A 20,466-nucleotide genomic window follows, 5' to 3' on the forward strand; every position below is an offset into this window, starting at 1 on the left:
CAGGCCTGGCGCGTTCGTCACACACGCTGCCCTGAGACCGTGGTTCCATGCTACGCGGTCACGGTCTTTTCCCCCGCCGGTATGCACGCAGGTAGACTGTTCCGACGTGTCAGACTCCCCTATCACCGCAGAGGCGCACCGCCGCCGTACGTTCGCCGTCATCGCCCACCCCGATGCCGGTAAGTCGACCTTGACCGAGGCCCTGGCGCTGCACGCCCGGGTCATCTCCGAGGCCGGTGCCGTCCACGGTAAGGCGGGACGTAAGTCCACCGTCTCGGACTGGATGGACATGGAGAAGGACCGCGGCATCTCCGTGGCGTCCTCCGCCCTGCAGTTCGAGTACGCGCCCGAGGGCCACACCGGTGAGCCGTACATGATCAACCTCGTCGACACCCCCGGTCACGCCGACTTCTCCGAGGACACCTACCGCGTGCTCACCGCGGTGGACGCCGCGGTCATGCTGGTCGACGGTGCGAAGGGTCTGGAGCCGCAGACCCTGAAGCTGTTCCGGGTGTGCAAGGCCCGCGGCCTGCCGATCATCACCGTGGTCAACAAGTGGGACCGCCCCGGCAAGGAGCCGCTGGAGCTGGTCGACGAGATCGTCACCGAGATCGGCCTGCAGCCCACCCCGCTGTTCTGGCCGGTGGGCGAGGCCGGCGACTTCCGTGGTCTGGCCCGCCTCGACGACGGTGAGGTGGCCGAGTACATCCACTTCCTGCGCACCGCCGGTGGTTCCACCATCGCCCCGGAGGAGCACTACCCCCCGGACGAGGCGTCCGACAAGGAGGCCGAGGCCTGGGACACCGCCGCCGAGGAGGCCGAACTGCTGGCCGCCGACGGCGCGGTGCATGACCAGGAACTGTTCCTGGAGTGCACCACCTCCCCGATGATCTTCGCCTCGGCGATGCTGAACTTCGGTGTGCACCAGATCCTCGACACCCTGTGTGCCCTGGCGCCGCACCCGGAGGCGCGCGAATCGGACCCGAAGGCCGTCGCGGCTGCGGCGTCCTCCGGTGGGGCGGCGATCGTCGAGCGGCGCGAGGTCGGCGACGACTTCGCCGGCATGGTCTTCAAGGTGCAGGCCGGTATGGACACCCACCACCGCGACAAGCTGGCGTTCATGCGCGTGGTCTCCGGCGAGTTCACCCGCGGCATGCAGGTCACCCACGCCCAGTCGGGACGCTCCTTCTCCACGAAGTACGCCTTGACGGTGTTCGGACGTGACCGCAACACGGTCGAGGCCGCCTACCCCGGCGACATCGTGGGCCTGGTCAACGCTGGCGCCCTGGCCCCCGGCGACACGATCTTCGCCGGACGCAAGGTCCAGTTCCGTCCGATGCCGCAGTTCGCCCCGGAGAGTTTCCGGACGCTGCGGGCCAAGACCCTCGGCAAGTACAAGCAGTTCCGCAAGGCTCTGGACCAGCTGGACTCCGAGGGTGTCGTGCAGATCCTGAAGAACAACGCCCGTGGCGACGCGAACCCGGTCATGGCCGCGGTCGGCCCGATGCAGTTCGAGGTGATGCAGGCCCGGATGGAGGTCGAGTACAACGTGGAGACCGTCACCGAGCCGATCCCCTACTCCGTCGCCCGACGCACCGACTCCGCGTCCGCTCCCGAGCTGGGCCGCCAGCGCGGGGTGGAGATCTTCACCCGCTCCGACGGCGAGCTGATCGCCCTGTTCGGTGACAAGTGGAAGCTCGCCTTCGTGGAGAAGGAGCACCCGGAACTCACCATGGAGCCCCTCGTCGCCGACTAGACTTCCGGGTGCTGCACATCATCTACTCGTGCGTTCACCGCACCGGAAGGCTCCATGACCGGAATACAAGACAGCGATCCAGGCCCGGCACAGTCGGCACAGTCGGCACAGTCGGCACGACCGTACGACGTGGTCCTCTTCGGCGCGACCGGCTTCGCCGGCGGTCTCACCGCCGACTACCTGGTCGAGCACCTGCCCAGCTCCGGCAGGATGGCGCTGGCCGGACGCAACCGCGACAAGCTCGAGGCGGTCCGGGACAGGCTGACAGGTATCAACCCGGACGTCTCCGAGATCGGGCTGCTGCACGCCGACTCCACGGACCCCGGCTCGCTGGCCGAGGTCGCGCGCTCGGCGAAGGTCGTCATCACCACGGTGGGTCCGTACCTGGAGTACGGGGCGGGCATCGTCGCCGCCTGTGCCGCGGAGGGGACCGACTACGTCGACCTAACGGGAGAACCGGAGTTCGTCGACCGGATGTTCGTGGAGAACGACGCCACCGCGCGGAAGACCGGGGCCAGGATCGTCCACGCCTGCGGTTTCGACTCCATCCCCCACGATCTCGGGGCCCTGTACACCGCCCGGCTGCTCCCCGGGGACGTCCCGATCGAGATGCGCGGTGTCGTGCGGACCAACGCGACCATGTCCGCGGGCACCCTGCACTCCGCACTGAACCAGTTCTCACGTCTGCGGCCCCTGAAGGAGGCGTCGTCGCAACGCCATGAGATCGAGACCCGCCCCACGGACCGTCGGGCCAAGCTGAAGACGGAGCGCCCGCGACGGGATCCGGTCACGGAGAACTGGTTGATCCCCCTGCCGACGATCGACGGTCAGATCGTGTAGAGGTCGGCACGCACCGTACCGGACATCGAGGACTTCGGCCCGGAGTTCACCTACTCCCACAATGCGGGGGCGAAGAAGTTCCTCGCGGTCCCGGCCTCCATCATCGGCTTCCCGCTCCTCATTGCCGCCGTCCAGATCCCTCCGGTCCGCCGTGCCATCGCCAAGCGGATCGCCGCGGGTGACGGCCCCTCCCAGGAGCGACGGGACCGGACCTGGTTCACCGTGGACTTCGTGGCCACCGCCGCGGACAAGACCGTCAACACCCGGGTGAGCGGCGGGGACCCGGGCTACACGGAGACCGCCAAGATGCTGGCGGAGTCCGCACTGTGCCTGGCATTCGACCATAATCCGGAGCTCGCCGGCCAGCTCACCACCGCGACGGCCATGGGGCAGAACCTCATCGACCGGTTGACCGCGGCGGGGCTGACGTTCGAGGTCCTCAGCTGAACGGCGCTTACAGGAGCTGCAGCAGGCCGAGGCCGATGAGCAGGACGGCGACGATGTAGCCGCCGACCCGGGCCGCGGCCTCCTGATTGTCCTGCACCGTGGCGAAGCCGCGGCCGATCCGGCTGTAGGGGTGGGAGCGGATGTACCCGATCGCCAACGCCGTGAGGAACGGCAGGCTCAGCGCGACCGAGGCATAGGCGATCATGCTGAGGTACCGGGTCGCCACGGTGAAGTCGCCGGCGCTGATCACGGCGATCCCGGCGAAGAAGGGCACCGAGGTCGCCGACTGCACCACGCCCAGGACGAAGCCGACACCGACGGTGACCGGGCTGGGCTTCTTCAACGGCGCCATGATGCGCTGCACCAGCGGGTTGCCCTGGGCGGGCGCAGCACCGGCAGCGCCCTCACCGTCCTCACCGTCCTCACCGTCCTCGCCGTCCCCGGCGGCCGTGCCGTCCTCCCCCAGCGCGCCGCCGTCGCGGACGCGGCGCCCGCTACGCCATGCGAGCACCGCACTCAGAACACCGGTGAGGATCAGCAGCAGGGCGAAGACCGGGGACTCGACGAGCGCGCCGACGGTGTCGCCCAGCCCGTCGAACACCAGCAGGGTCAGCAGCGCCAGGCTCAGCACCCCGAGCCAGTCGCCGAAGACGAGCAGTCCGGCGACCGCACCGTAGCGTCCCCCCTTCTCCCTCGTCGTCTGGGCGAGGCCGACGGCGATGAGCACCCCGATGAGGAGGAAGTTCAGGGTGTCCGCCAGCGCGAGCGTCAGCGCATGCAGCACGGCGGCACCTCCGGTGGGTAATCAGTCACCCGGGACATCCTACACGGGGACTTTCCACGACCCCGGTCAGTGACCGACGCCATACGGAGACCCGATTGTGATGCATGAAATATATATATGCAGTCATTGTGAAACATTGCACAGCGCGTGCAATAATCGGCCGCATGGCTAAATTCCTCTACCGGGTCGGACGATCCGCATACATGAACAGGTGGCGATTCATCGCCGTCTGGCTGCTGGTGCTCATCGGTGCCGGCACCCTGATGTCGACGATGGCGAAGTCCACCTCGATGACCTTCACCATCCCCGGGCTCGAATCCGTCGAGACCCAGGAGGAGATGGCAGAGCTCTTCCCCGAAGGCGGGGACGACATGGAGGCCCCCACCGGCACCATCGTGGTGCGCGCCCCCGAGGGCGGCTCGCTGACCGACGAGGCCACCAAGGCCGACCTCGATGCGCTCATCGCCGAGCTCAAGGAGCAGGACGCCCTCGTCGACACCGACGCGATCGTCGACCCGATGACCGCCGCTGCCGGCATGGAGCAGCAGATGGCCCCCGCCAAGCAGGAGCAGGGGATGCCCGAGGAGCAGATCCAGGCGGATCTGCAGGCCCTCTCCCCGCTCAGCGAGAACGGCCGCACCGGCACGATGACGATCACCTTCGAGGGCGACACCTCGATGGACGTCTCCACCGATGACGTCACCGCCGTCACCGACGTGCTCGACGACGCCGCGACCGAGAACCTCGAGATCGCCTACGGCGGCAACGTCTTCCAGATGCCGGAGATCGGCGCCACCGCCGAGCTGATCGGTATCGCCGTCGCCGCCATCATCCTGATCATCACCTTCGGCTCCTTCGTCGCCGCCGGCCTGCCGCTGATCACCGCCATCGTCGGTGTCGGCACCGGCATCATGCTGATCATGGCCGCCACGGCCCTGACCGACAACATCAACAGCATGACCCCGACCCTGGCCTCCATGATCGGCCTGGCCGTGGGCATCGACTACGCCCTGTTCATCGTCTCCCGGTTCAGGAATGAACTGGTGGCGTTCGCCGGCGGCAACAACATGACGCCGAAGGAACTGGCCGAGGCGGTCAAGAAGACGACCCACGCCGAACGCGCCCACCTGGCCGGACTCGCCGTGGGCAAGGCCGGTTCGGCGGTCTGCTTCGCCGGCCTGACGGTGGTCATCGCACTGGCCGCCCTGTCGATCATCAACATCCCCTTCCTCACCGCCATGGCCCTGGCCGCCGCCTTCACCGTGGTCATCGCCGTCCTCGTGGCGATCACCCTGCTGCCGGCCGTCCTCGGCGCCTTCGGCGCCCGGTCCTTCGCCGGACGCGCCCCGGTGGTCAAGGCCCCGGACCCCGAGGACGAGAAGCCCACCATGGGCCTGAAGTGGGTCCGCCAGGTGCGCAAGCGCCCGGTGATCTTCGCCGCCGCCTCCGCGCTTCTGCTGGTCCTGCTGGCCATCCCGGTGGCCAGCCTGCAGCTGGCCATGCCCACCGACGACTCCGCCAAGCTCGGCAGCCCGCAACGCAACGCCGCCGAGTGGGTCAACGAGGACTTCGGCCCCGGTCGCAATGCCCCGATGATCGCCGTGGTCAAGGACTCCGGGGATGACCCGATGGCCGCCCAGGCCACCTTCGGGGAGGCCGTCGCCACCATCAGCGGCGTCGACGGTGTCGAGAACGCCCAGGTCGCCGGCATGAGCGAGGACGGCACCGCCGCCATGGTCATGATCACCCCGACCACCGGTGGCAACGACGCCCTCACCGCAGACACCCTGCAGTCCCTGCGCGATGCCGAGCCTGCCTTCAAGGACCAGACCGGTGGCACCTACTCCATCACCGGTGTGACCCCGATCTTCGAGGACGTCTCCGACCGCCTCTCCGAGGTGCTCATCCCCTACGTCGCCATCGTCGTGGTGCTGGCCTTCGTCCTGCTGGTCGTGGTCTTCCGCTCCCTGTGGGTCCCGCTGATCGCCGCCCTGGGCTTCGCCCTGTCGGTCGCCGCCACCTTCGGTGTCACCGTCGCGGTCTGGCAGTGGGGCTGGCTGGGCATCACCAACGACCCGCAGCCGATCATCTCCTTCCTGCCGATCATGCTCATCGGTATCGTCTTCGGCCTGGCCATGGACTACCAGGTGTTCCTGGTGACCCGCATGCGCGAGGGCTACGTCCACGGCAAGACCGCCGGCAACGCCGTCTCCAACGGATTCAAGCACGGTGCCCGCGTGGTGACCGCCGCCGCACTGATCATGATCTCGGTGTTCTCCGCCTTCATCCTGATGGACGAGCCGTTCATCGCCGTGATGGGCTCCGCCCTGGCCATGGCCGTGCTGATCGACGCCTTCGTGGTGCGCATGACCATCGTCCCGGCCGTCCTGTTCCTGCTCGGCGACCGCGCCTGGAAGCTGCCGGCATGGCTGGACAAGATCATCCCGTCCGTCGACGTGGAGGGCACCACCCTCGAGGGCATGGAGGCCACCACGGACGAGAAGAAGGCCGTCGAGACCGCCCCGAGCAATGGCTGACCACGACCAGGCCCCTTCGCTGCGCGAGCAGAAGAAGCTGGAGACCCGCAGGGCCCTGGCCCGTGCGGCCGCCGGGCTGCTGCACCGTGAGGGTTCCGACGGCATGACCGTCGCCGCCATCGCGGAGCAGGCCGGCGTGTCGCCGCGGACGTTCCACAACTACTTCCCGCGGCGTGAGGACGCCCTGCTGTTCTTCGTCGAGGACACCATCCGCGACTGGCGCGAACAGGTCGAGGCGGCACCGGCGGACGAGTCCGCGGTGCACATCATGCAACGACTGATCGCCGAGCGGGTCAACGCCGACGACATCCGCGACAGCGGTGGTCTGCTCAGCCTGATGGTCGTCGGCGAGCACCTGAGCTACCTCACCGGGCCGAAGGAACGCGACCAGGTGAAGCTCGTGGCGGAGGGCCTCGTCGAGGCGCTCCATCGGCGCTGCGACGGCACGGTGAGCCCCCACGCCACCGGGCTCATGATGGTCTCCACCATCGTCGCCGGCTCCTTCGCTGTGGAGAACCTGCTGCGCGAGAACCGGCGTTGCTACGGGGACAGCGCCCCGTTGCTCCCCACCGACCGCCGCCCGTCGGAGATCCTCGAGGAGAGTTTCCGCCTGCTGCGCGACGGGTTCGGGGCGTAGCCGGCTACGGCCCGCCCACCCCGGTTCGCCGGAATTCCCACTCTGCACCCCGCCCTACCGGGCGGGGTGTAGACTTTTCTGCCGTAAGCATTCTCAGGGCGGGGTGGAATTCCCCACCGGCGGTGAAAGCCCGCGAGCGCCACCTCCACCAGGTGGGTCAGCAGATCCGGTGTGATTCCGGAGCCGACGGTCACAGTCCGGATGGGAGAGAAAGGCGGACACCTGCATGCAGGACGTCCTCATCACGTTCCTCAACGCCCAGTGGACGATCGGCGACGCACCGATCCTCTGGCGCGAGATCATCGGCAATGGCTTCGGCATCGCCTCCGCGATCGGCGGGATGCGCCGGGTCGTGTGGGCCTGGCCGGTCGGCATCGTCGGCAACATCCTGCTGTTCACCGTGTTCCTCGGCGGTGTCTTCCACACCCCGCAGGACCTGGACCTCTACGGTCAGGCCGGCCGGCAGGTGATGTTCCTCATCGTCAGCACCTACGGCTGGTGGCAGTGGTCCCGCGCCAAGCGCGGCGGAGTCCGCGAGCCGGAGGAGACCGATCCGTCCCGCTCGATCCTCAGCGAGCCGGCCGAGACCTACGAGGCGGTGCAGCCACACTGGGCCACGCCCCGGGAACGCCTGTTCATGCTCGTCGTCGCCGTCGTCGGCACCTGCGGTTTCGCCTGGGTGTTCAGCGCGCTGGGCTCCTGGGGACCGTGGGCGGACGCCTGGATCTTCACCGGGTCCATGCTGGCCACCTACGGCATGGCGAAGGGCTGGACGGAGTTCTGGCTGATCTGGATCGCCGTGGACATCGTCGGGGTGCCGCTGCTTCTGAGCGCGGGCTACTACCCCAGTGCGGTGCTGTACCTGGTCTACGGTGCCTTCGTCCTCTGGGGCTTCGTGGTGTGGCTGAAGGTGCAACGGCGGGAGCAGATCCGGGCTGTCCCGGGGAACCAGGACCAGACGATCAGTCCAGCGCAGTCCTGAACTCCGCGACCTGTTCATCGGTGACCTCGGCGACGCTGGCCGGCACGAAGTGTGCGTCCCGGTCCTTGTCGACGAGCACTGCCCGCACGCCCTCGGCGAAGTTCGGCTGCCGTCGCAGCAGACTGCCGATCGCCAGTTCGGCGTCCAACGCCTCGCGCAACGTCGACCTCGAGGAGTGATCCAGTAGCACTGCCGCGGCTACCAGCGACAGCGGGTTCGCCGAAGCAAGCAGGTCACGGACCTGATCGACGAACTCCCCGGTGGAGGTCTCGATCCGCTGGGCGATGTCCCGCCAGTCCGACCCACCGAAGGTCTCGGTGATCCAGTTCAAGTTCCGGGCCAGCTCGGAACGTCCGGTGACCTCGTCATGGGCGGCGGTGCCGGGGACGACCTCCGGGTCGCCCAGCCGTTCGCCCGCCTCCAGGGCGTCGGCGACGGCGTCGATGTCGTCGACCAGGTGGGTGGCCAGTCCGCTCCACAGCAGGTCGTCGGTGGTCATCCGGTAGGCGGTGGTGGCGAGGAACAGTCCGACCGCGGCGCGGGAGGCCTCCGGGACGTGCGGCAGATGGGTGAAGACGTGGGAGATACCGACATCCGTGACGAAACCGATCGCCATCTCCGGCATCGACTGCCAGGTCCGCGGGGTGATCACCCGCTGGTCGGCGTGGGCGGAGACCCCCAGCCCCCCGCCCATGGTGATGCCGTTGACGAGGGCGACGGTCGGCGTGGGGAACTCCGCCAGCGCCTGGTTCATCTGGTACTCCTCGACGAAGAACCGGTCGCCCGGGCCGTAGTCCCCGGTGAGGTCGGTCTCCCGCACCGAGCGCACGTCCCCGCCGGAGCAGTAGGCCTTCTCCACCGCCGACCGCAGGACGACCTGCTCGACCGCGGCGTCCTCCCGGAAAACCTCCAGCGCCTCGGCGATCGAGGTGATCATGGCGTGGTTCAGGGCGTTGAGTGCCTTAGGACGATCCAGCGTGATGACACCGGTGCTGTTGACGCGCTCACATGTGATGTCGTTCATGCTCCCCATGGTGGCATGACTCCCCTCACTGCCGCCGCCGGAGCACGTGCTACGGGGGTGCCCGGGACTGGCGGATAACGACCCCGGAGGCCGACTGAAAAATCGGGTGAATCCCGAACACCAAAGCCTGATTGGAGTCACTGTAGTTTTGATACTGTGAAGCGCAACACTTCAACGGCAAACACTTTATGGATGGAGACACCATGACTACCGCGCCCACCGGGAGCAACACACCTCAAGCCGTCGTACTGGACCCGGAGATCCAGTCCGTCGGCCACATGCTGCGCCACCGGATCAGCGAGACCCCCGACCGGCGCGCGTACAGCTTCCCCGATGACAACGAGAACTGGGAGGCCGTCACCTGGGGCGAGCTCGGCGCCCAGGCCTCCGAGGTCGGTGCCGGACTGATCTCCCTGGGCATCGATCCCGAGGAGCGCGTCGCCATCGCCTGCGCCACCCGTTACGAGTGGGCCCTGGCGAACTACGGCATCATGTACGCCTCTGCGGCAACGGTCACCGTCTACCCCACCACGATCCCGGAGGATGTCCAGTTCATCCTGGACGACTCCGACACCCAGGTGGTCTTCGTCGAGGATACCGAGCAACTGGAGAAAGTCACCGCCCTGCGCGAGGAGCTGCCCAAGGTCCGCGGCATCATCCTGCTCACCGGCGAGTTGCCGGCCGAGGCCGACCCCGAGTGGGCCATCAGCCTCGACGACCTGCGTCGCCGCGGCGTCGAGCACCTGGACGCCAACCCCGGATGCATCGACGAGCGGATCGACTCCACCCGCCTGGAGCACCTCGCCACCCTGATCTACACCTCCGGAACCACCGGCCGTCCGAAGGGTGTGCGACTGCCACACCGGGTGTGGGTGTTCGAGGCATACGCGGTGGACGCGACATCCAACACCGGTGACGAGAAGATGCTGACCATCGACGACAAGCAGTTCCTCTGGCTGCCCCTGGCGCATGTGATGGGCAAGCTGCTGCTGGTGCTGCCGATCCACTTCGGCTTCGAGACCGCCATCGACGGACGGTTGGACAAGATCGTGTCCAACCTGGGGGTCGTCAAGCCGACATTCATGGGTTCGGCGCCGCGCATCTTCGAGAAGGCCTACAACGGTATCGCCACGATGATGGCCACCGACGGCGGGATCAAGGAGAAGCTTTTCCACTGGGCCAGCCGCGTGTGCGTCCAGGTCTTCGACGCCGACAACGGTGTCGGCTCGGCCAGCGGCTGGGTGCGCTTCCAGGCGAAGCTGGGCGACAAGATCATCATGTCGAAGATCCGGGAGCGTTTCGGTGACAACGTCCGGTACTTCATCTCCGGTTCCGCCGCGCTGAACACCGACATCGCCCGCTGGTTCGGTGCCGCGGGAATGCAGATCCTCGAGGGCTACGGGCTGACCGAGACCAGTGCGGCGAGCTGCCTGACCCGCCCGGAGGTGTACGCGGCCGGCCGCGTCGGACCGCCCCTGGAGGGCATCGAGGCCCGGATCGCCGAGGACGGGGAGATCCAGCTGCGCGGCCCCGGAGTGATGGACGGCTACCACAACAACCCGGAGGCGACCGCCGAGGTCCTCGACAGCGAGGGCTGGTTCAGCACCGGTGACATCGGCGAGATCGACGACCTGGGACGGGTGAAGATCACCGACCGCAAGAAGGAGCTCTTCAAGACCTCCAACGGTAAGTACGTCGCGCCCGCCCAGATCGAAGCACAGTTCAAGGGCCTGTGCCCGGTCGCCAGCCAGATGGTGGTCATCGGCAACAACCGCAACTTCGTCTCCGCCCTGGTTACCTTGGACGTCGATGCCATCACCGCCTGGGGCGAGCGCAACGGTGTCACCGGCGACTACGCCACCATCGTCAGCTCCCCGGAAGTGGAGAAGCTGGTGCAGGGCTACATCGACGAGTTGAACACCCACCTGAACCGGTGGGAGCAGATCAAGAAGTTCACCGTCCTGCACCGCGACCTCGCGGTGGAGTACCAGGAGCTGACGCCGTCGCTGAAGCTGAAGCGCAAGGTGGTCGACGAGCACTTCGGCCGTGAGATTGACGCGCACTACGCCGAGGGTGCGGCCTAGCTGTACTTCCCGGGGCCGCCGAGTCTGCCGGGGCCGAAGGTGAAGAAACCGGCCGGACCTTCGTGGTCCGGCCGGTTATCTTGTGCCTCGCTCCCGCTGCTTCTCCAGGCTGGTTACTTCTCCAGGCTGGTTATTTCTCCAGGTTGGCCGCGACGTCCGGCACGTACCGGAACTCGGTGCGCGGCGGGCGCTCGTAGTCACTGCTGGATTCCGGACGATCCGGAATCTCCGGCGGGGTGTGCTCCACCCGCTCCCACGGCACCGACGACAGCAGGTGGCTGATCACGTTGATCCGGGAGCGCTTCTTGTCCTCGCTCTCCACCGTGTACCAGGGGGCGGTCGGTGTGTCGGTGTGGGCGAACATCTCGTCCTTCGCCCGGGAGTAGTCCTCCCAGCGGGTGATCGACTGCAGGTCCATCGGCGAGAGCTTCCACTGCCGCAGGGGATCCTCACGGCGGGAGGTGAACCGGCGGATCTGCTCATCGTCGGACACCGAGAACCAGTACTTGCGCAGCATGATGCCGTCCTCCACCAAGAGACGCTCGAAGATCGGCGCCTGGTGGATGAACCGCCGGTACTCCTCGGCAGTGCAGAAGCCCATCACGCGCTCGACACCGGCACGGTTGTACCAGGAGCGGTCGAAGATCACGATCTCCCCGGCGGTCGGCAGCTTCTCCACGTAGCGCTGGAAGTACCACTGACCTTGCTCGCGGGACGTCGGCGCCGGCAACGCCTCGACCCGGCAGAATCGGGGGTTGAGGTACTGGGTGAGACGCTTGATGGCCGAACCCTTACCAGCGGCGTCGCGGCCCTCCATGATGATCACCACTCGGGCGCCGGTCTCCCGCACCCACTGCTGCATGTCGACCAGGTCGGCCTGCAGCTTCTTGAGCTGCTTGTTGTAGGCCTTCTTCTTCAACTTCGGCGGGGTGACGCCGGGTTCTCCGGACGGGACCTCTGCGGGCATGGTGGCTTTCTTTGTGCGCGACGACATGCTGCCTGATTCTACCGGCGAGGACGGAATGGTGGGTGAATCACGCACGCTCCACCGATGGAAGAGATCGAAGATAACCTCTTGACGAACATGCGTTCGGACAGTAGTGTCGTATGCAATATCAAGTAAATATTCGGGGACAAGTAATCGATACTATGTGCGACGAAGCTCGTCGCTGGATGGGCGAAGGAGGGCACTGACCATGGGAACCGCCACGTTGCCCTCCGTCGGAAGCACCACTGAGCTTCTCGAGGCGATCGGAAACTCGGGGAGGCCGCCGAAGCGATCATCGCACACGGCCCGGACACGTGGGAGAGGCTCTGCCTCCACGACCGGAACGCGGCGATTAAGCAGCTGGAACGTGCCCGCAAGAAGCTTAGCGCCGCCGATGCCGCGTACATCACCAGTTACGAGGAGTACTTCCCCGCCGGCCCCCGGCGACGCGCCCGACTGATGTCCCGCATCTTCAACACCACCCTCAGTGATGCCCGCACCCGCCTCGCCGCCGCCCAGCACCTCAGCGAACGGCCGGACCCGTGGAGCGCCGACCCGTCAGCTCCCCACCCTGACCACATGCCCCATATCGCGGAGGCAGTGGCCTCCGGCGCCATGGACGGTTCCACCGTCGAGATGATCGACAAGCAGATCCGGGCACTTCCCGAGTCCGTCCAGGACGAGATCACCGCAGCAGCCGACGAACCCATCGCCACCCTTGTGACCTGCCAGGGGCCGGACGTCGTGCGCTCACTGCGCCACTTCCTCCTGGACTTCGTCGGTGCCGAGGAGCCATACACCGAAGAAGACCACCAGCGGAAGCGCTCGCTGACCATCGGCTCACAAGGAACTCACGGAATGACACCGATCCGTGGGCTTCTCACCCCAGAGCTGAGCGCGAAGATGCACCGGCTGATGGCCGACCATGCAGGCACCGGGGGAATCGGGCACGACGACAAAACCGGGGAGAACGGGGATCCAGGAAACAACGGGGGCGATGACGGCACCAGCTCGGCAGACGACCGCTCCCCTGAACAGCGTCGCCATGATGTCCTCGAGGCGCTTGTGGACAGTGGCTACGGACCGGGGAAAGTCCTGTCGACAGGCCGGGGCACCACGACAATCGTGGCAGTCATGTCGATCGACCAGATTGCCTCGCGCAAGGGTGCTGCGCTCAGCGATGTCGGTGTGCACATTCCGGCAGCGACACTCCTGAACAAGCCCGAGAACCTGCAGGCCTACCTGCAGATACTCGACCTCGAAGGGCGGACGCTGTCATTCGGACGGTCTCGCCGGCTGGGCTCGGTCGACCAGTATCTCGCACTTCTCGGCGAGGAAGGCATCAGTTCAGCCCCCGGGACCGACTCCGCACCAGCCTATTGCCACGTCCACCACATCGACGGGTGGTCCGAGGGAGGTATGACGGATCTCGACAACCTGACCTTGGTCTCGCCTGCCATGCATGCTCAGGTGGATGACTCCCGCACCGACGAGAACAGGTGGTGGACCAGGGTCGCCCGGCGCGACAGTGGCCGACGGGTCGACTGGATTCCCCCGGTGACCGAAAGTTCCGACCGGGAACCACAGCACAATGACCATCCCACCGTGTGGCGCAATCCAGGGAATGCGCTCAGGAGGGAAGTTCGCGATGCCCTTGATGACGATGCTCCCGACCACGACAATCCGGATCGCGACATACCGGACCACCCCGACACAGACGAGGACGACCCGGACCACAACCGCCCGGACGACAGCCGTCCAGACGATGTCGCCTGAGACTGACGGCTGAATACTACCTGGAGAAGATCTACTCCACGGAAAACTCAGCCATCCGCTCCCACTCGTTCTTGCCCGGGATGCTGGTGTTGATGATCTGCGGAGTCTCCTTCAGCACCGTGGGGAACAGTTCACAGGCGGCCTTGAAGTGGTCGCTCTGCACGTGCGCCACATCGCTGCCGTCCTTGAACGCCTCCACGAGAAAGTACTCCGACGGATCATCGGTACCGCGGAACCAGTCGAACCACAGGTTGCCCTCCTCAGCGCGGGTGGCCTGGGTGAACTCGTCCACCACATCACGGAAGTTCTCGACATACTCGGGCAGCGGGCGGAAACGAACGTTAATCATGATCATGGCCACGATTCTACACGCCCAAAACACCACGAACTCCGGCCCCGCAGCTGCCCCAGCCACGGTCCCCGGCCCCGCAGCACCTCTGCGGCCGGTCAGTCGTTGTCGACGCCGACTTCCTTCTCCGGCCCCTGATCCTCCATGGCCGTCTCCAACTGTTCACGTAGTTCTTCCAGGTCGTCCAACGAGAAACGGTCCTCGCCGGCGACGGCAACCAAGCCGTCGAGCACCGTGGTGCCGTAGTTGTGACCGTGCCCGTTGGGGACGTTGCCGGCCCGCGGCAGATCCAGGGTGACCTGCCAGAAAGTGATGATCGGCATCCAGCGCATGGTCGGCGACCGGTCGAACCCTGCCGGCTCCTTCAACCAGTCAGGTTCGCGGAACAGCAGGTCCGGCGACCACCAGACCACCGGGTCCGAGGGGTGCTGGACATACAGCACCCGGGGGTCGTTCCAGGTGCCATCCTCCCCATCCGGGTCATCGATCCACTCCTGGACCTGCTGACCGTTCTCGGCGAAGCGGACCATCATCCCACCCGAGTACTGCGGGGCAGCCTCGTAGGTCCCCGGATCGCGACGCGTCACCAGGTCACTCCACAGCTCATTGCTGTTCGGCGGGCCCAGCCACAACACCCCGTCCACGGAAGCTGCGATGTCGCGGATACCGGAGAAAGCGCCCTCTCCTGCACTGGTTCCCATCGACTCGCCGTAGACGTAGATCTTCGGCCGCTCGTCCTCCGGCAGGGTATGCCACCAGTCGACCACCGCGGTGACCAGCTCCTTGCCAGCGTTACGCACCTGATCGCGGTCGGAGATGAACTGGATGGCACTGGGCAGGTAGGAGTACTGGTCAGCCGCGATGGCAGTGTCACCGTCGAACATCAACTCGAAGGCCTGCGCAGCAGTCGGGTTGACCCAGCCGGTGCCGGTGGTCGGTGCGATCATCAGCGCCTCCCGGTCTGCGGCACCGGTACGTTCCAGCTCGGAGACAACGTTCAGTGCCCTGTCACGGTCGGTGTCACCGTTGTTGAGTCCGGCGTAGACCCGGATCGGCTCACGGGAAGGACGCCCGGTCAGCTCCTCAAGTTCGTCCTTGTACAGCCCCAGGCCGGTGAACCTGGTTCCGTAGGCGCCAAGCTCCTCCCAGGTGTTCGGCGACCCCGGCCCGCCGGAACGCTCACTGACATGGGGCTTGACCAGGTCCTCACGGATCTCCGTGTCACGGACCGAGAAGATGTTCTCGCTGACCCGCACGATGGTGCCGGGCAACACCTGGTCCACGACCAACACCGTGACCATGGCCACGGCGGACCAGGACAGGACAAGTTTCAGACCGTAACGGGTGTGTTGGCCAGGAACTGCACCGGCGAGGATGATCGTGAGCCGGCCAATCGCATTGCCTACCAGGTACAGCAGCGCCCACAGCACCAGGCCGACCGGCAGAACCAACAGGAACTCGGCGGCAGTGTACGCCTGATCATCCATGATCCCGGCGATTTCCTGTTGCCAGCGCACCGCGATAAGAACCCACACCACCAGGGCAATGACGATGGTGGCCAGCAGCCCGAGCCTGAACCACCGGAACCAGGACCGTTCCGAGATCCGCCCCCTCGACCTCCTGGACAGTGAAACAGACAGGGGCTCGACCAGGTCGCGGATCCACATCACCCAGATCCACTGCAGAAACACACCGATGAGGTGCCCTGTGGCGGCAGATAGGCCGGCCGCGACGCCCTGGAACAGCCAGTCGCGCGGCAGCAGGGATGGTGTCAGTGACAGGGCGAACATCAGCCCACCGACGATCAGCCCCCAGTGGCTCGGCTCCAGCAGTCGACGGAAGAAGGAGCGGGGCTCAGAGTGTTTCCGTCGGACAATCACGCCATCGTCATCTTCGTGGACGATGTGCGTGCCCTCCTGCGGCGCTGATTCACTCACCTTCCGCCTACGCTCCATTCCTTATTGCAGGCGTCGCGGTTACCTCGTGCCTGATACGTCAGTTCAACTAACCCCACCCTACCAACCTGCGGGAACTGTCCACTGCCATTATCGGACACCGCAGTCGGACGTTGCAGTCGGACGTTGCAGTCGGACGTTGCAGTCGGACGCCGTGGTCGGACGCCCCGGCCGAACGTTCAGCGACCGTGCCCGGCTTCCCGCTGCTCGGCGATCTCCAGCCAGCTCATCTCGAGTTCCTCGTGTTCGTCACGCGCGGCGGTGAGCTGACGGTCCAGGCCAGCCAGCAGAGCGGTGTCGACCTGTCCATCGGCCGGGGCGGCGGCATCGGCGAGTCGGTTGTTGAGATCACCGATGGTGCTGTCGAGTTTGGACATCTTGCGCTCCAGTGCACCGAGTTCCTTCGCCAGCGCCCGGTCCTCCTGCGCAGACAGGGCCGGAGCCGCTGCAGTATCAGACCCGGAGCCAGCCCCGGCACCGTCGACTCCGCCAGCACTACCAGCACCACCGGCTCCACCGGCACCACCGGCTCCACCGCCGAGATCCATGTTCCCGCTGTGGCGCTGTTCCGCGGCCGCCTGGGTCGCCCGAGCATCCAGGTACTGCTGGATCCCGCCAGGCAGGTTCGTCAGATTACCGTCGCCGAACAGTGCCCAGGTGGTGTCACAGATCCGCTCGACCAGGTACCGGTCGTGCGAGATGACGACCATGGTGCCGACCCAGCCGTCGAGTAGGCTCTCGAGTTCCTGCAGGGTGTCGATGTCCAGGTCGTTGGTGGGCTCGTCGAGCAGCAGGACGTTCGGCTCGGCCATCAGCACCCGCGTCAGCTGCAGTCGACGTCGCTCACCACCGGAGAGGTCACCGACCGGGGTTCGTTGCCGCTTCGGGGAGAATCCCAGGCGTTCGGCCAGCTGGGAGGCGGTGAGTTCCTTGTCGCCGATCTGCACCCGGGTGGCGACGTCCTCCACCGCGTCGATCAACCGACGCTGCGGGTCGAGGTCGTCGAGCTCCTGACGCAACCATCCGATCTGCACGGTGCGTCCCTCGATGCGCTTCCCCTCGGAAAGCTCGTACTCCCCTGCCAGGGTGCGCAGCAGGGTGGTCTTGCCGGAACCGTTGACACCGACCAGGCCGACTCGTTCGCCGGGCCCCAACCGCCATGTCAGGTCGGAGACCAGGGGTCGGCCATCCGGGGTCTCGATGGTGGCGTCCTCCAGCTCGATGACCTTCTTGCCGAGGCGTCGGGTGGCGAAGCTCATCAGCTCGACCGAGTCACGCGGGGCCGGGACGTTCTTGATCAGGGCCTCGGCGGCCTCCACCCGGTAGCGCGGCTTGGAGGTCCGGGCCGGGGCACCGCGACGCAGCCAGGCGAGTTCCTTGCGTGCCAGGTTCGCGCGACGCTGCTCGGCGGCGTCGGCCTGCCGGGCCCGCTCGGCGCGGGCGAAAGTCCAGTCGTTGTAACCGCCCTCGTAGACGTCGACCACACCGTCATGCACCTCCCAGGTGTGGTTGGCGACAGTGTCGAGGAACCAGCGGTCGTGGGTGACCACGACCAGGGCGCACCGCCGGGACAACAGGTGCTCGGCCAGCCACTGCACACCTTCGACGTCGAGGTGGTTGGTGGGCTCGTCGAGGATCAGCAGGTCCAGGTCCTGCACCAGGGCAGCGGACAGGCCCACCCGTCGGCGTTCGCCGCCGGACAGGGCGTCCACCGGCGCGTCGAGGCCGGTGCCGTCGCCGAGGTCGAGGATGCCCAGCCCGTGCAGCACCGACCTCACCCGCGGGTCGGACGCCCACTCGTAGGTCTCCAGTCCCAACGGCTCCACCACCGAGGCACCGATGGTGTCGCCGACCAGCACACTGTCCTGACTGACCCGGGCCATGCGCAGGTCGTTGTTGCGCGAGACCCGGCCGGCATCGGCGGTGTCCGCCCCGGAGAGGATCTTGAGCAGGGTGGATTTGCCGCCACCGTTGAGTCCGACGACCCCGATCCGGTCGCCGACGTTGATTCCCAGGCTCACCCGGTCGAGCAGGGTGGTGAGCCCGTAGCTCTTCTCGACGTTCTCCAGGTTGATCAGGTTCACCGGGCTGCCGGTGGTGCGTGCGTCGGCCATGGTAGGTCGCAGCGGTCCTCTCGTTGTCGGTCGGGGTCGGTCGGGGTCGGTCGGGGTCGGTCGGGTCTCTGGTGTACTCAGGACGCTCGGGGCTCCGGAACTCAGTCAACCAGCCGCGCCCCGTGCGGGCTGGAGGTGGCGGTGGCGGTCGCGACGGCGCGTCCGCCGACGCCTTCGGCCGCCAGGGTGGTCGCCACGTCCACCGCCTGGGCCCGGTCCCGGCACAGCATGGCCACCGTCGGCCCCGATCCCGAGACCACACAGGCCAACGCACCGGCATCCTGTCCTGCGGCCAGGGTACCCCGCAGGTCCGGACGCAGACTGATCGCGGGGGCCTGCAGGTCATTCACCGCATGGCGCAGGTGACCGGCCAGGACGTCCGGATCGCCGCTGAGCAGTGCCCGTTGGACGTCCTCGGGGGCCGGGGCCCGGACGTCCGGACGCTCCCCGCGGGCTGCGGCGTCGCGTTGGGTGTCGAGCCGGGCGAAGACCTCGGCGGTGGACAGTCCCCGCGGGTCCATCACCAGTGCCCAGTGGTAGCTACCGCGGATCATGACCGGGACCAGGTCATCGCCGATGCCACGACCCAACGCGGTGCCACCACGCAGGCAGAAGGGCACGTCCGCGCCGAGGCTCACGGCCATTGCGTGAAGTTCCTCCGGACTCGGTGCCGGCGTCTGGTCGAAGCCGTGGGCGGCTGCCCGGGGTCCGTGCAGCAGTTCGACGGTGGCGAGCAGGGACGCCGCCGCATCGGCTGACCCGCTGGCCATGCCACCGGCGACGGGGACCTGCTTGTCGATCGACACGCTCAGCGACGGAACCGGCGCGGCCCGGTTGTGGTCACGGTGGTCCCGGTGGTCACGGTGGTCAAGATGACTGACGTGGTCGAGATGGTCACGGTAGCGGTCCAGCACCAGCGTGGCCGCCCGTAGCGCTAGATTGCCCTCGGCAGTGACTTTTCCTGCGTCACGTCCGGTCACGCTGCCCAGAGTCACCCTGCTCCCCGGTGTCATCCCTGCGGGTCCCCCGTCGTCGACGGCCACGGTGACGGTCTCGGTGAGGTCGAGGGCGTGGAAGACCGTCTCCAGCTCGTGGTACCCGTCATCCCGGACATCACCGACCGAGAGGTGCAGGTTGACCTTGCTCTGCGCCGTGGCACTCACCGCGTAGGCGGAGAAGGTGTACTCGGCGAGGTCCGGGAGGCTCACGACGATCCGCGCCGATCCAGCGACGCCACCGCCAGCCGCACGAATGCGGCGGTGTCCAGCTTCTCGCCGCGCTCCCGCGGGTCGATACCGGCGGCGGTGAGGACCTCCTCAGCCTCTGGTCCGGAACCGAAGTAGCCGGACAGCGCGGCGCGCAAGGTCTTGCGACGCTGCAGGAAGGCGGCATCCGTGACGGCGAAGAGTTCGGAACGCAGGACGTCCTCCCCCAGACGCTCCAGCTCGGTCTGCCAGGGCCGGTCCTCGTCGGCCCAACGGTCGATGCGCACCAGACCCGAGTCGATCTTCGGCGCCGGCCAGAAGACGTTCTTGCCGATCACCCCGGCCCGACGCACCCGGCCATAGAAGCCCGCCTTGACGCTGGGCACGCCATAGACCTTGCTGCCGGGGTCGGCGGCCAGCCGGTCGGCGACCTCCAACTGCACCATGACCAGCACCCGGCGGATGCTGGGGAAGATCTCCAGCAGGTGCAGCAGCACCGGCACAGAGACGTTGTACGGAAGGTTCGCCACCAGCGCGGTCGGCGGGGTGTCGACGAAGGCGGGGTTGTCCGCGGCGATCTTCAGCGCATCCGAGGTGACCACGGTGAGGTCATCGGCTCGCGACGGGGCGAACTCGCCGACGGTGCGCTCGAGCCGTCCGGCCAGGCGCGGGTCGATCTCCACCACCGTCAGCTGCCCGACGGCCTCCAGCAGCGCCAGGGTAAGCGACCCGAGACCGGGGCCGACCTCCACGACGTGATCGTCCTCGGCCAGGTCAGCGGCGGTGACGATACGACGCACCGTGTTCGGGTCGATGACGAAGTTCTGCCCCAGCCTCTTCGTCGGTGTCACGTCGAGCTCGGCGGCCAGTTCACGGATCTCGCCGGGGCCGAGCAGCCGGACGCCAGCACTACCGTCGCCGCCGCTGCCGTCGCTTTCCGCGCTGTTGAAAGTATCCACAGCTCCCCAGGATAGCCGCAGCAGCGGCC

At 67.0% G+C, this 20,466-nt stretch carries 16 protein-coding genes and 1 riboswitch; of the genes, 8 read left to right on the top strand and 8 right to left on the bottom strand.

Features of this window, described 5'->3' with window-relative positions:
• The first annotated feature begins 106 nt into the window (after window positions 1-106).
• The 3 genes from ACTXPP_RS10120 (at window position 107) to ACTXPP_RS10130 (ending at window position 3,043) form a co-directional block, all read left to right on the top strand.
• The gene (locus ACTXPP_RS10120; RefSeq protein WP_301520237.1) at window positions 107-1,756 is read left to right on the top strand and encodes a peptide chain release factor 3; all 1,650 of its coding nucleotides are present in this window, start codon (window positions 107-109) and stop codon (window positions 1,754-1,756) included.
• Window positions 1,757-1,810: 54 nt separating this feature from the next.
• Window positions 1,811-2,596 carry a saccharopine dehydrogenase family protein gene (locus tag ACTXPP_RS10125; protein WP_443342022.1) on the top strand — a complete coding sequence of 262 codons (786 nt, stop codon included), beginning with the start codon at window positions 1,811-1,813 and terminating at the stop codon, window positions 2,594-2,596.
• 222 nt (window positions 2,597-2,818) lie between these two features.
• A complete protein-coding gene (locus ACTXPP_RS10130; RefSeq protein WP_443342024.1) occupies window positions 2,819-3,043 on the top strand; it encodes a hypothetical protein in 225 nt (74 codons plus the stop codon).
• A gap of 7 nt (window positions 3,044-3,050) precedes the next feature.
• Here ACTXPP_RS10130 and ACTXPP_RS10135 read toward each other — a convergent pair whose 3' ends face one another.
• Window positions 3,051-3,827, bottom strand: a complete 777-nt coding sequence (locus tag ACTXPP_RS10135) for a GAP family protein (RefSeq protein WP_443342026.1) — start codon at window positions 3,825-3,827, stop codon at window positions 3,051-3,053.
• 164 nt (window positions 3,828-3,991) lie between these two features.
• On the opposite strand from ACTXPP_RS10135, the gene ACTXPP_RS10140 reads away from it, so the two are divergent.
• The 3 genes from ACTXPP_RS10140 to ACTXPP_RS10150 all read left to right on the top strand — a co-directional run bounded on the left by ACTXPP_RS10140 (window position 3,992) and on the right by ACTXPP_RS10150 (window position 7,983).
• A complete protein-coding gene (locus ACTXPP_RS10140; RefSeq protein WP_301520239.1) occupies window positions 3,992-6,364 on the top strand; it encodes an MMPL family transporter in 2,373 nt (790 codons plus the stop codon).
• A complete protein-coding gene (locus tag ACTXPP_RS10145; protein ID WP_301520240.1) occupies window positions 6,357-7,001 on the top strand; it encodes a TetR/AcrR family transcriptional regulator in 645 nt (214 codons plus the stop codon). Before ACTXPP_RS10140 ends, ACTXPP_RS10145 begins: the two co-directional genes overlap by 8 nt.
• Before the next feature lie 85 nt (window positions 7,002-7,086).
• A riboswitch (FMN riboswitch) is annotated at window positions 7,087-7,218 on the top strand.
• 9 nt (window positions 7,219-7,227) lie between these two features.
• Complete coding sequence (locus tag ACTXPP_RS10150) at window positions 7,228-7,983, top strand: nicotinamide mononucleotide transporter family protein (RefSeq protein WP_301498040.1); 756 nt, start codon at window positions 7,228-7,230, stop codon at window positions 7,981-7,983.
• Here the strand turns inward: ACTXPP_RS10150 and ACTXPP_RS10155 are convergent.
• Entirely contained in the window at window positions 7,964-9,007 is a 1,044-nt protein-coding gene (locus ACTXPP_RS10155; protein WP_301520241.1) for a 3-hydroxyisobutyryl-CoA hydrolase, read from the bottom strand. The two genes, ACTXPP_RS10150 and ACTXPP_RS10155, sit on opposite strands and share 20 nt — an antisense overlap.
• A 203-nt stretch (window positions 9,008-9,210) precedes the next feature.
• Here ACTXPP_RS10155 and ACTXPP_RS10160 point away from each other — a divergent pair, with 203 nt between their 5' ends.
• Window positions 9,211-11,091 (top strand): AMP-dependent synthetase/ligase, encoded by a 1,881-nt coding sequence (locus ACTXPP_RS10160; protein ID WP_301498036.1) that lies wholly within the window; start codon window positions 9,211-9,213, stop codon window positions 11,089-11,091.
• Window positions 11,092-11,221: 130 nt separating this feature from the next.
• On the opposite strand, the gene ppk2 is transcribed toward ACTXPP_RS10160, so the two are convergent.
• Window positions 11,222-12,085: a polyphosphate kinase 2 gene (gene ppk2, locus ACTXPP_RS10165; RefSeq protein WP_441609501.1), complete on the bottom strand. Its 864-nt coding sequence runs from the start codon at window positions 12,083-12,085 to the stop codon at window positions 11,222-11,224.
• A gap of 354 nt (window positions 12,086-12,439) precedes the next feature.
• On the opposite strand from ppk2, the gene ACTXPP_RS10170 reads away from it, so the two are divergent.
• Window positions 12,440-13,855, top strand: coding sequence for an HNH endonuclease signature motif containing protein (locus tag ACTXPP_RS10170; protein WP_443342037.1), 1,416 nt, complete (start codon window positions 12,440-12,442; stop codon window positions 13,853-13,855).
• A gap of 31 nt (window positions 13,856-13,886) precedes the next feature.
• Here the strand turns inward: ACTXPP_RS10170 and ACTXPP_RS10175 are convergent, their stop codons facing one another.
• The 5 genes from ACTXPP_RS10175 to rsmA all read right to left on the bottom strand — a co-directional run bounded on the left by ACTXPP_RS10175 (window position 13,887) and on the right by rsmA (window position 20,437).
• On the bottom strand, window positions 13,887-14,210 hold the full coding sequence (locus ACTXPP_RS10175) for a putative quinol monooxygenase (protein WP_301520243.1): 324 nt from the start codon (window positions 14,208-14,210) through the stop codon (window positions 13,887-13,889).
• A 92-nt stretch (window positions 14,211-14,302) separates the two neighbouring features.
• Complete coding sequence (locus tag ACTXPP_RS10180; RefSeq protein ID WP_441609505.1) at window positions 14,303-16,141, bottom strand: alpha/beta hydrolase; 1,839 nt, start codon at window positions 16,139-16,141, stop codon at window positions 14,303-14,305.
• 197 nt (window positions 16,142-16,338) lie between these two features.
• Complete coding sequence (locus ACTXPP_RS10185; protein WP_441609507.1) at window positions 16,339-18,273, bottom strand: ABC-F family ATP-binding cassette domain-containing protein; 1,935 nt, start codon at window positions 18,271-18,273, stop codon at window positions 16,339-16,341.
• 101 nt (window positions 18,274-18,374) lie between these two features.
• Window positions 18,375-19,481, bottom strand: coding sequence for a 4-(cytidine 5'-diphospho)-2-C-methyl-D-erythritol kinase (locus ACTXPP_RS10190; RefSeq protein ID WP_441609509.1), 1,107 nt, complete (start codon window positions 19,479-19,481; stop codon window positions 18,375-18,377).
• Window positions 19,478-20,437 (bottom strand): 16S rRNA (adenine(1518)-N(6)/adenine(1519)-N(6))-dimethyltransferase RsmA, encoded by a 960-nt coding sequence (gene rsmA / locus ACTXPP_RS10195; protein WP_441609511.1) that lies wholly within the window; start codon window positions 20,435-20,437, stop codon window positions 19,478-19,480. Before rsmA ends, ACTXPP_RS10190 begins: the two co-directional genes overlap by 4 nt.
• Between the last annotated feature and the right edge of the window lie 29 nt (window positions 20,438-20,466).

It is taken from the genome of Candidatus Corynebacterium faecigallinarum, from assembly GCF_052264515.1.
GTDB classification, from domain to species: domain Bacteria; phylum Actinomycetota; class Actinomycetes; order Mycobacteriales; family Mycobacteriaceae; genus Corynebacterium; species Corynebacterium faecigallinarum.

What these genes read in the sequence shown, in the direction of transcription:
- ACTXPP_RS10125 (WP_443342022.1), top strand. Translation starts at nt 1,811, where the DNA reads ATGACCGGAATACAAGACAGCGATCCAGGCCCGGCACAGTCGGCACAG.
- ACTXPP_RS10140 (WP_301520239.1), top strand. Translation starts at nt 3,992, where the DNA reads ATGGCTAAATTCCTCTACCGGGTCGGACGATCCGCATACATGAACAGG.
- ACTXPP_RS10145 (WP_301520240.1), top strand. Translation starts at nt 6,357, where the DNA reads ATGGCTGACCACGACCAGGCCCCTTCGCTGCGCGAGCAGAAGAAGCTG.
- ACTXPP_RS10150 (WP_301498040.1), top strand. Translation starts at nt 7,228, where the DNA reads ATGCAGGACGTCCTCATCACGTTCCTCAACGCCCAGTGGACGATCGGC.
- ACTXPP_RS10155 (WP_301520241.1), bottom strand. Translation starts at nt 9,007, where the DNA reads ATGAACGACATCACATGTGAGCGCGTCAACAGCACCGGTGTCATCACG.
- ACTXPP_RS10160 (WP_301498036.1), top strand. Translation starts at nt 9,211, where the DNA reads ATGACTACCGCGCCCACCGGGAGCAACACACCTCAAGCCGTCGTACTG.
- ppk2 (WP_441609501.1), bottom strand. Translation starts at nt 12,085, where the DNA reads ATGTCGTCGCGCACAAAGAAAGCCACCATGCCCGCAGAGGTCCCGTCC.
- ACTXPP_RS10175 (WP_301520243.1), bottom strand. Translation starts at nt 14,210, where the DNA reads ATGATCATGATTAACGTTCGTTTCCGCCCGCTGCCCGAGTATGTCGAG.
- ACTXPP_RS10185 (WP_441609507.1), bottom strand. Translation starts at nt 18,273, where the DNA reads ATGGCCGACGCACGCACCACCGGCAGCCCGGTGAACCTGATCAACCTG.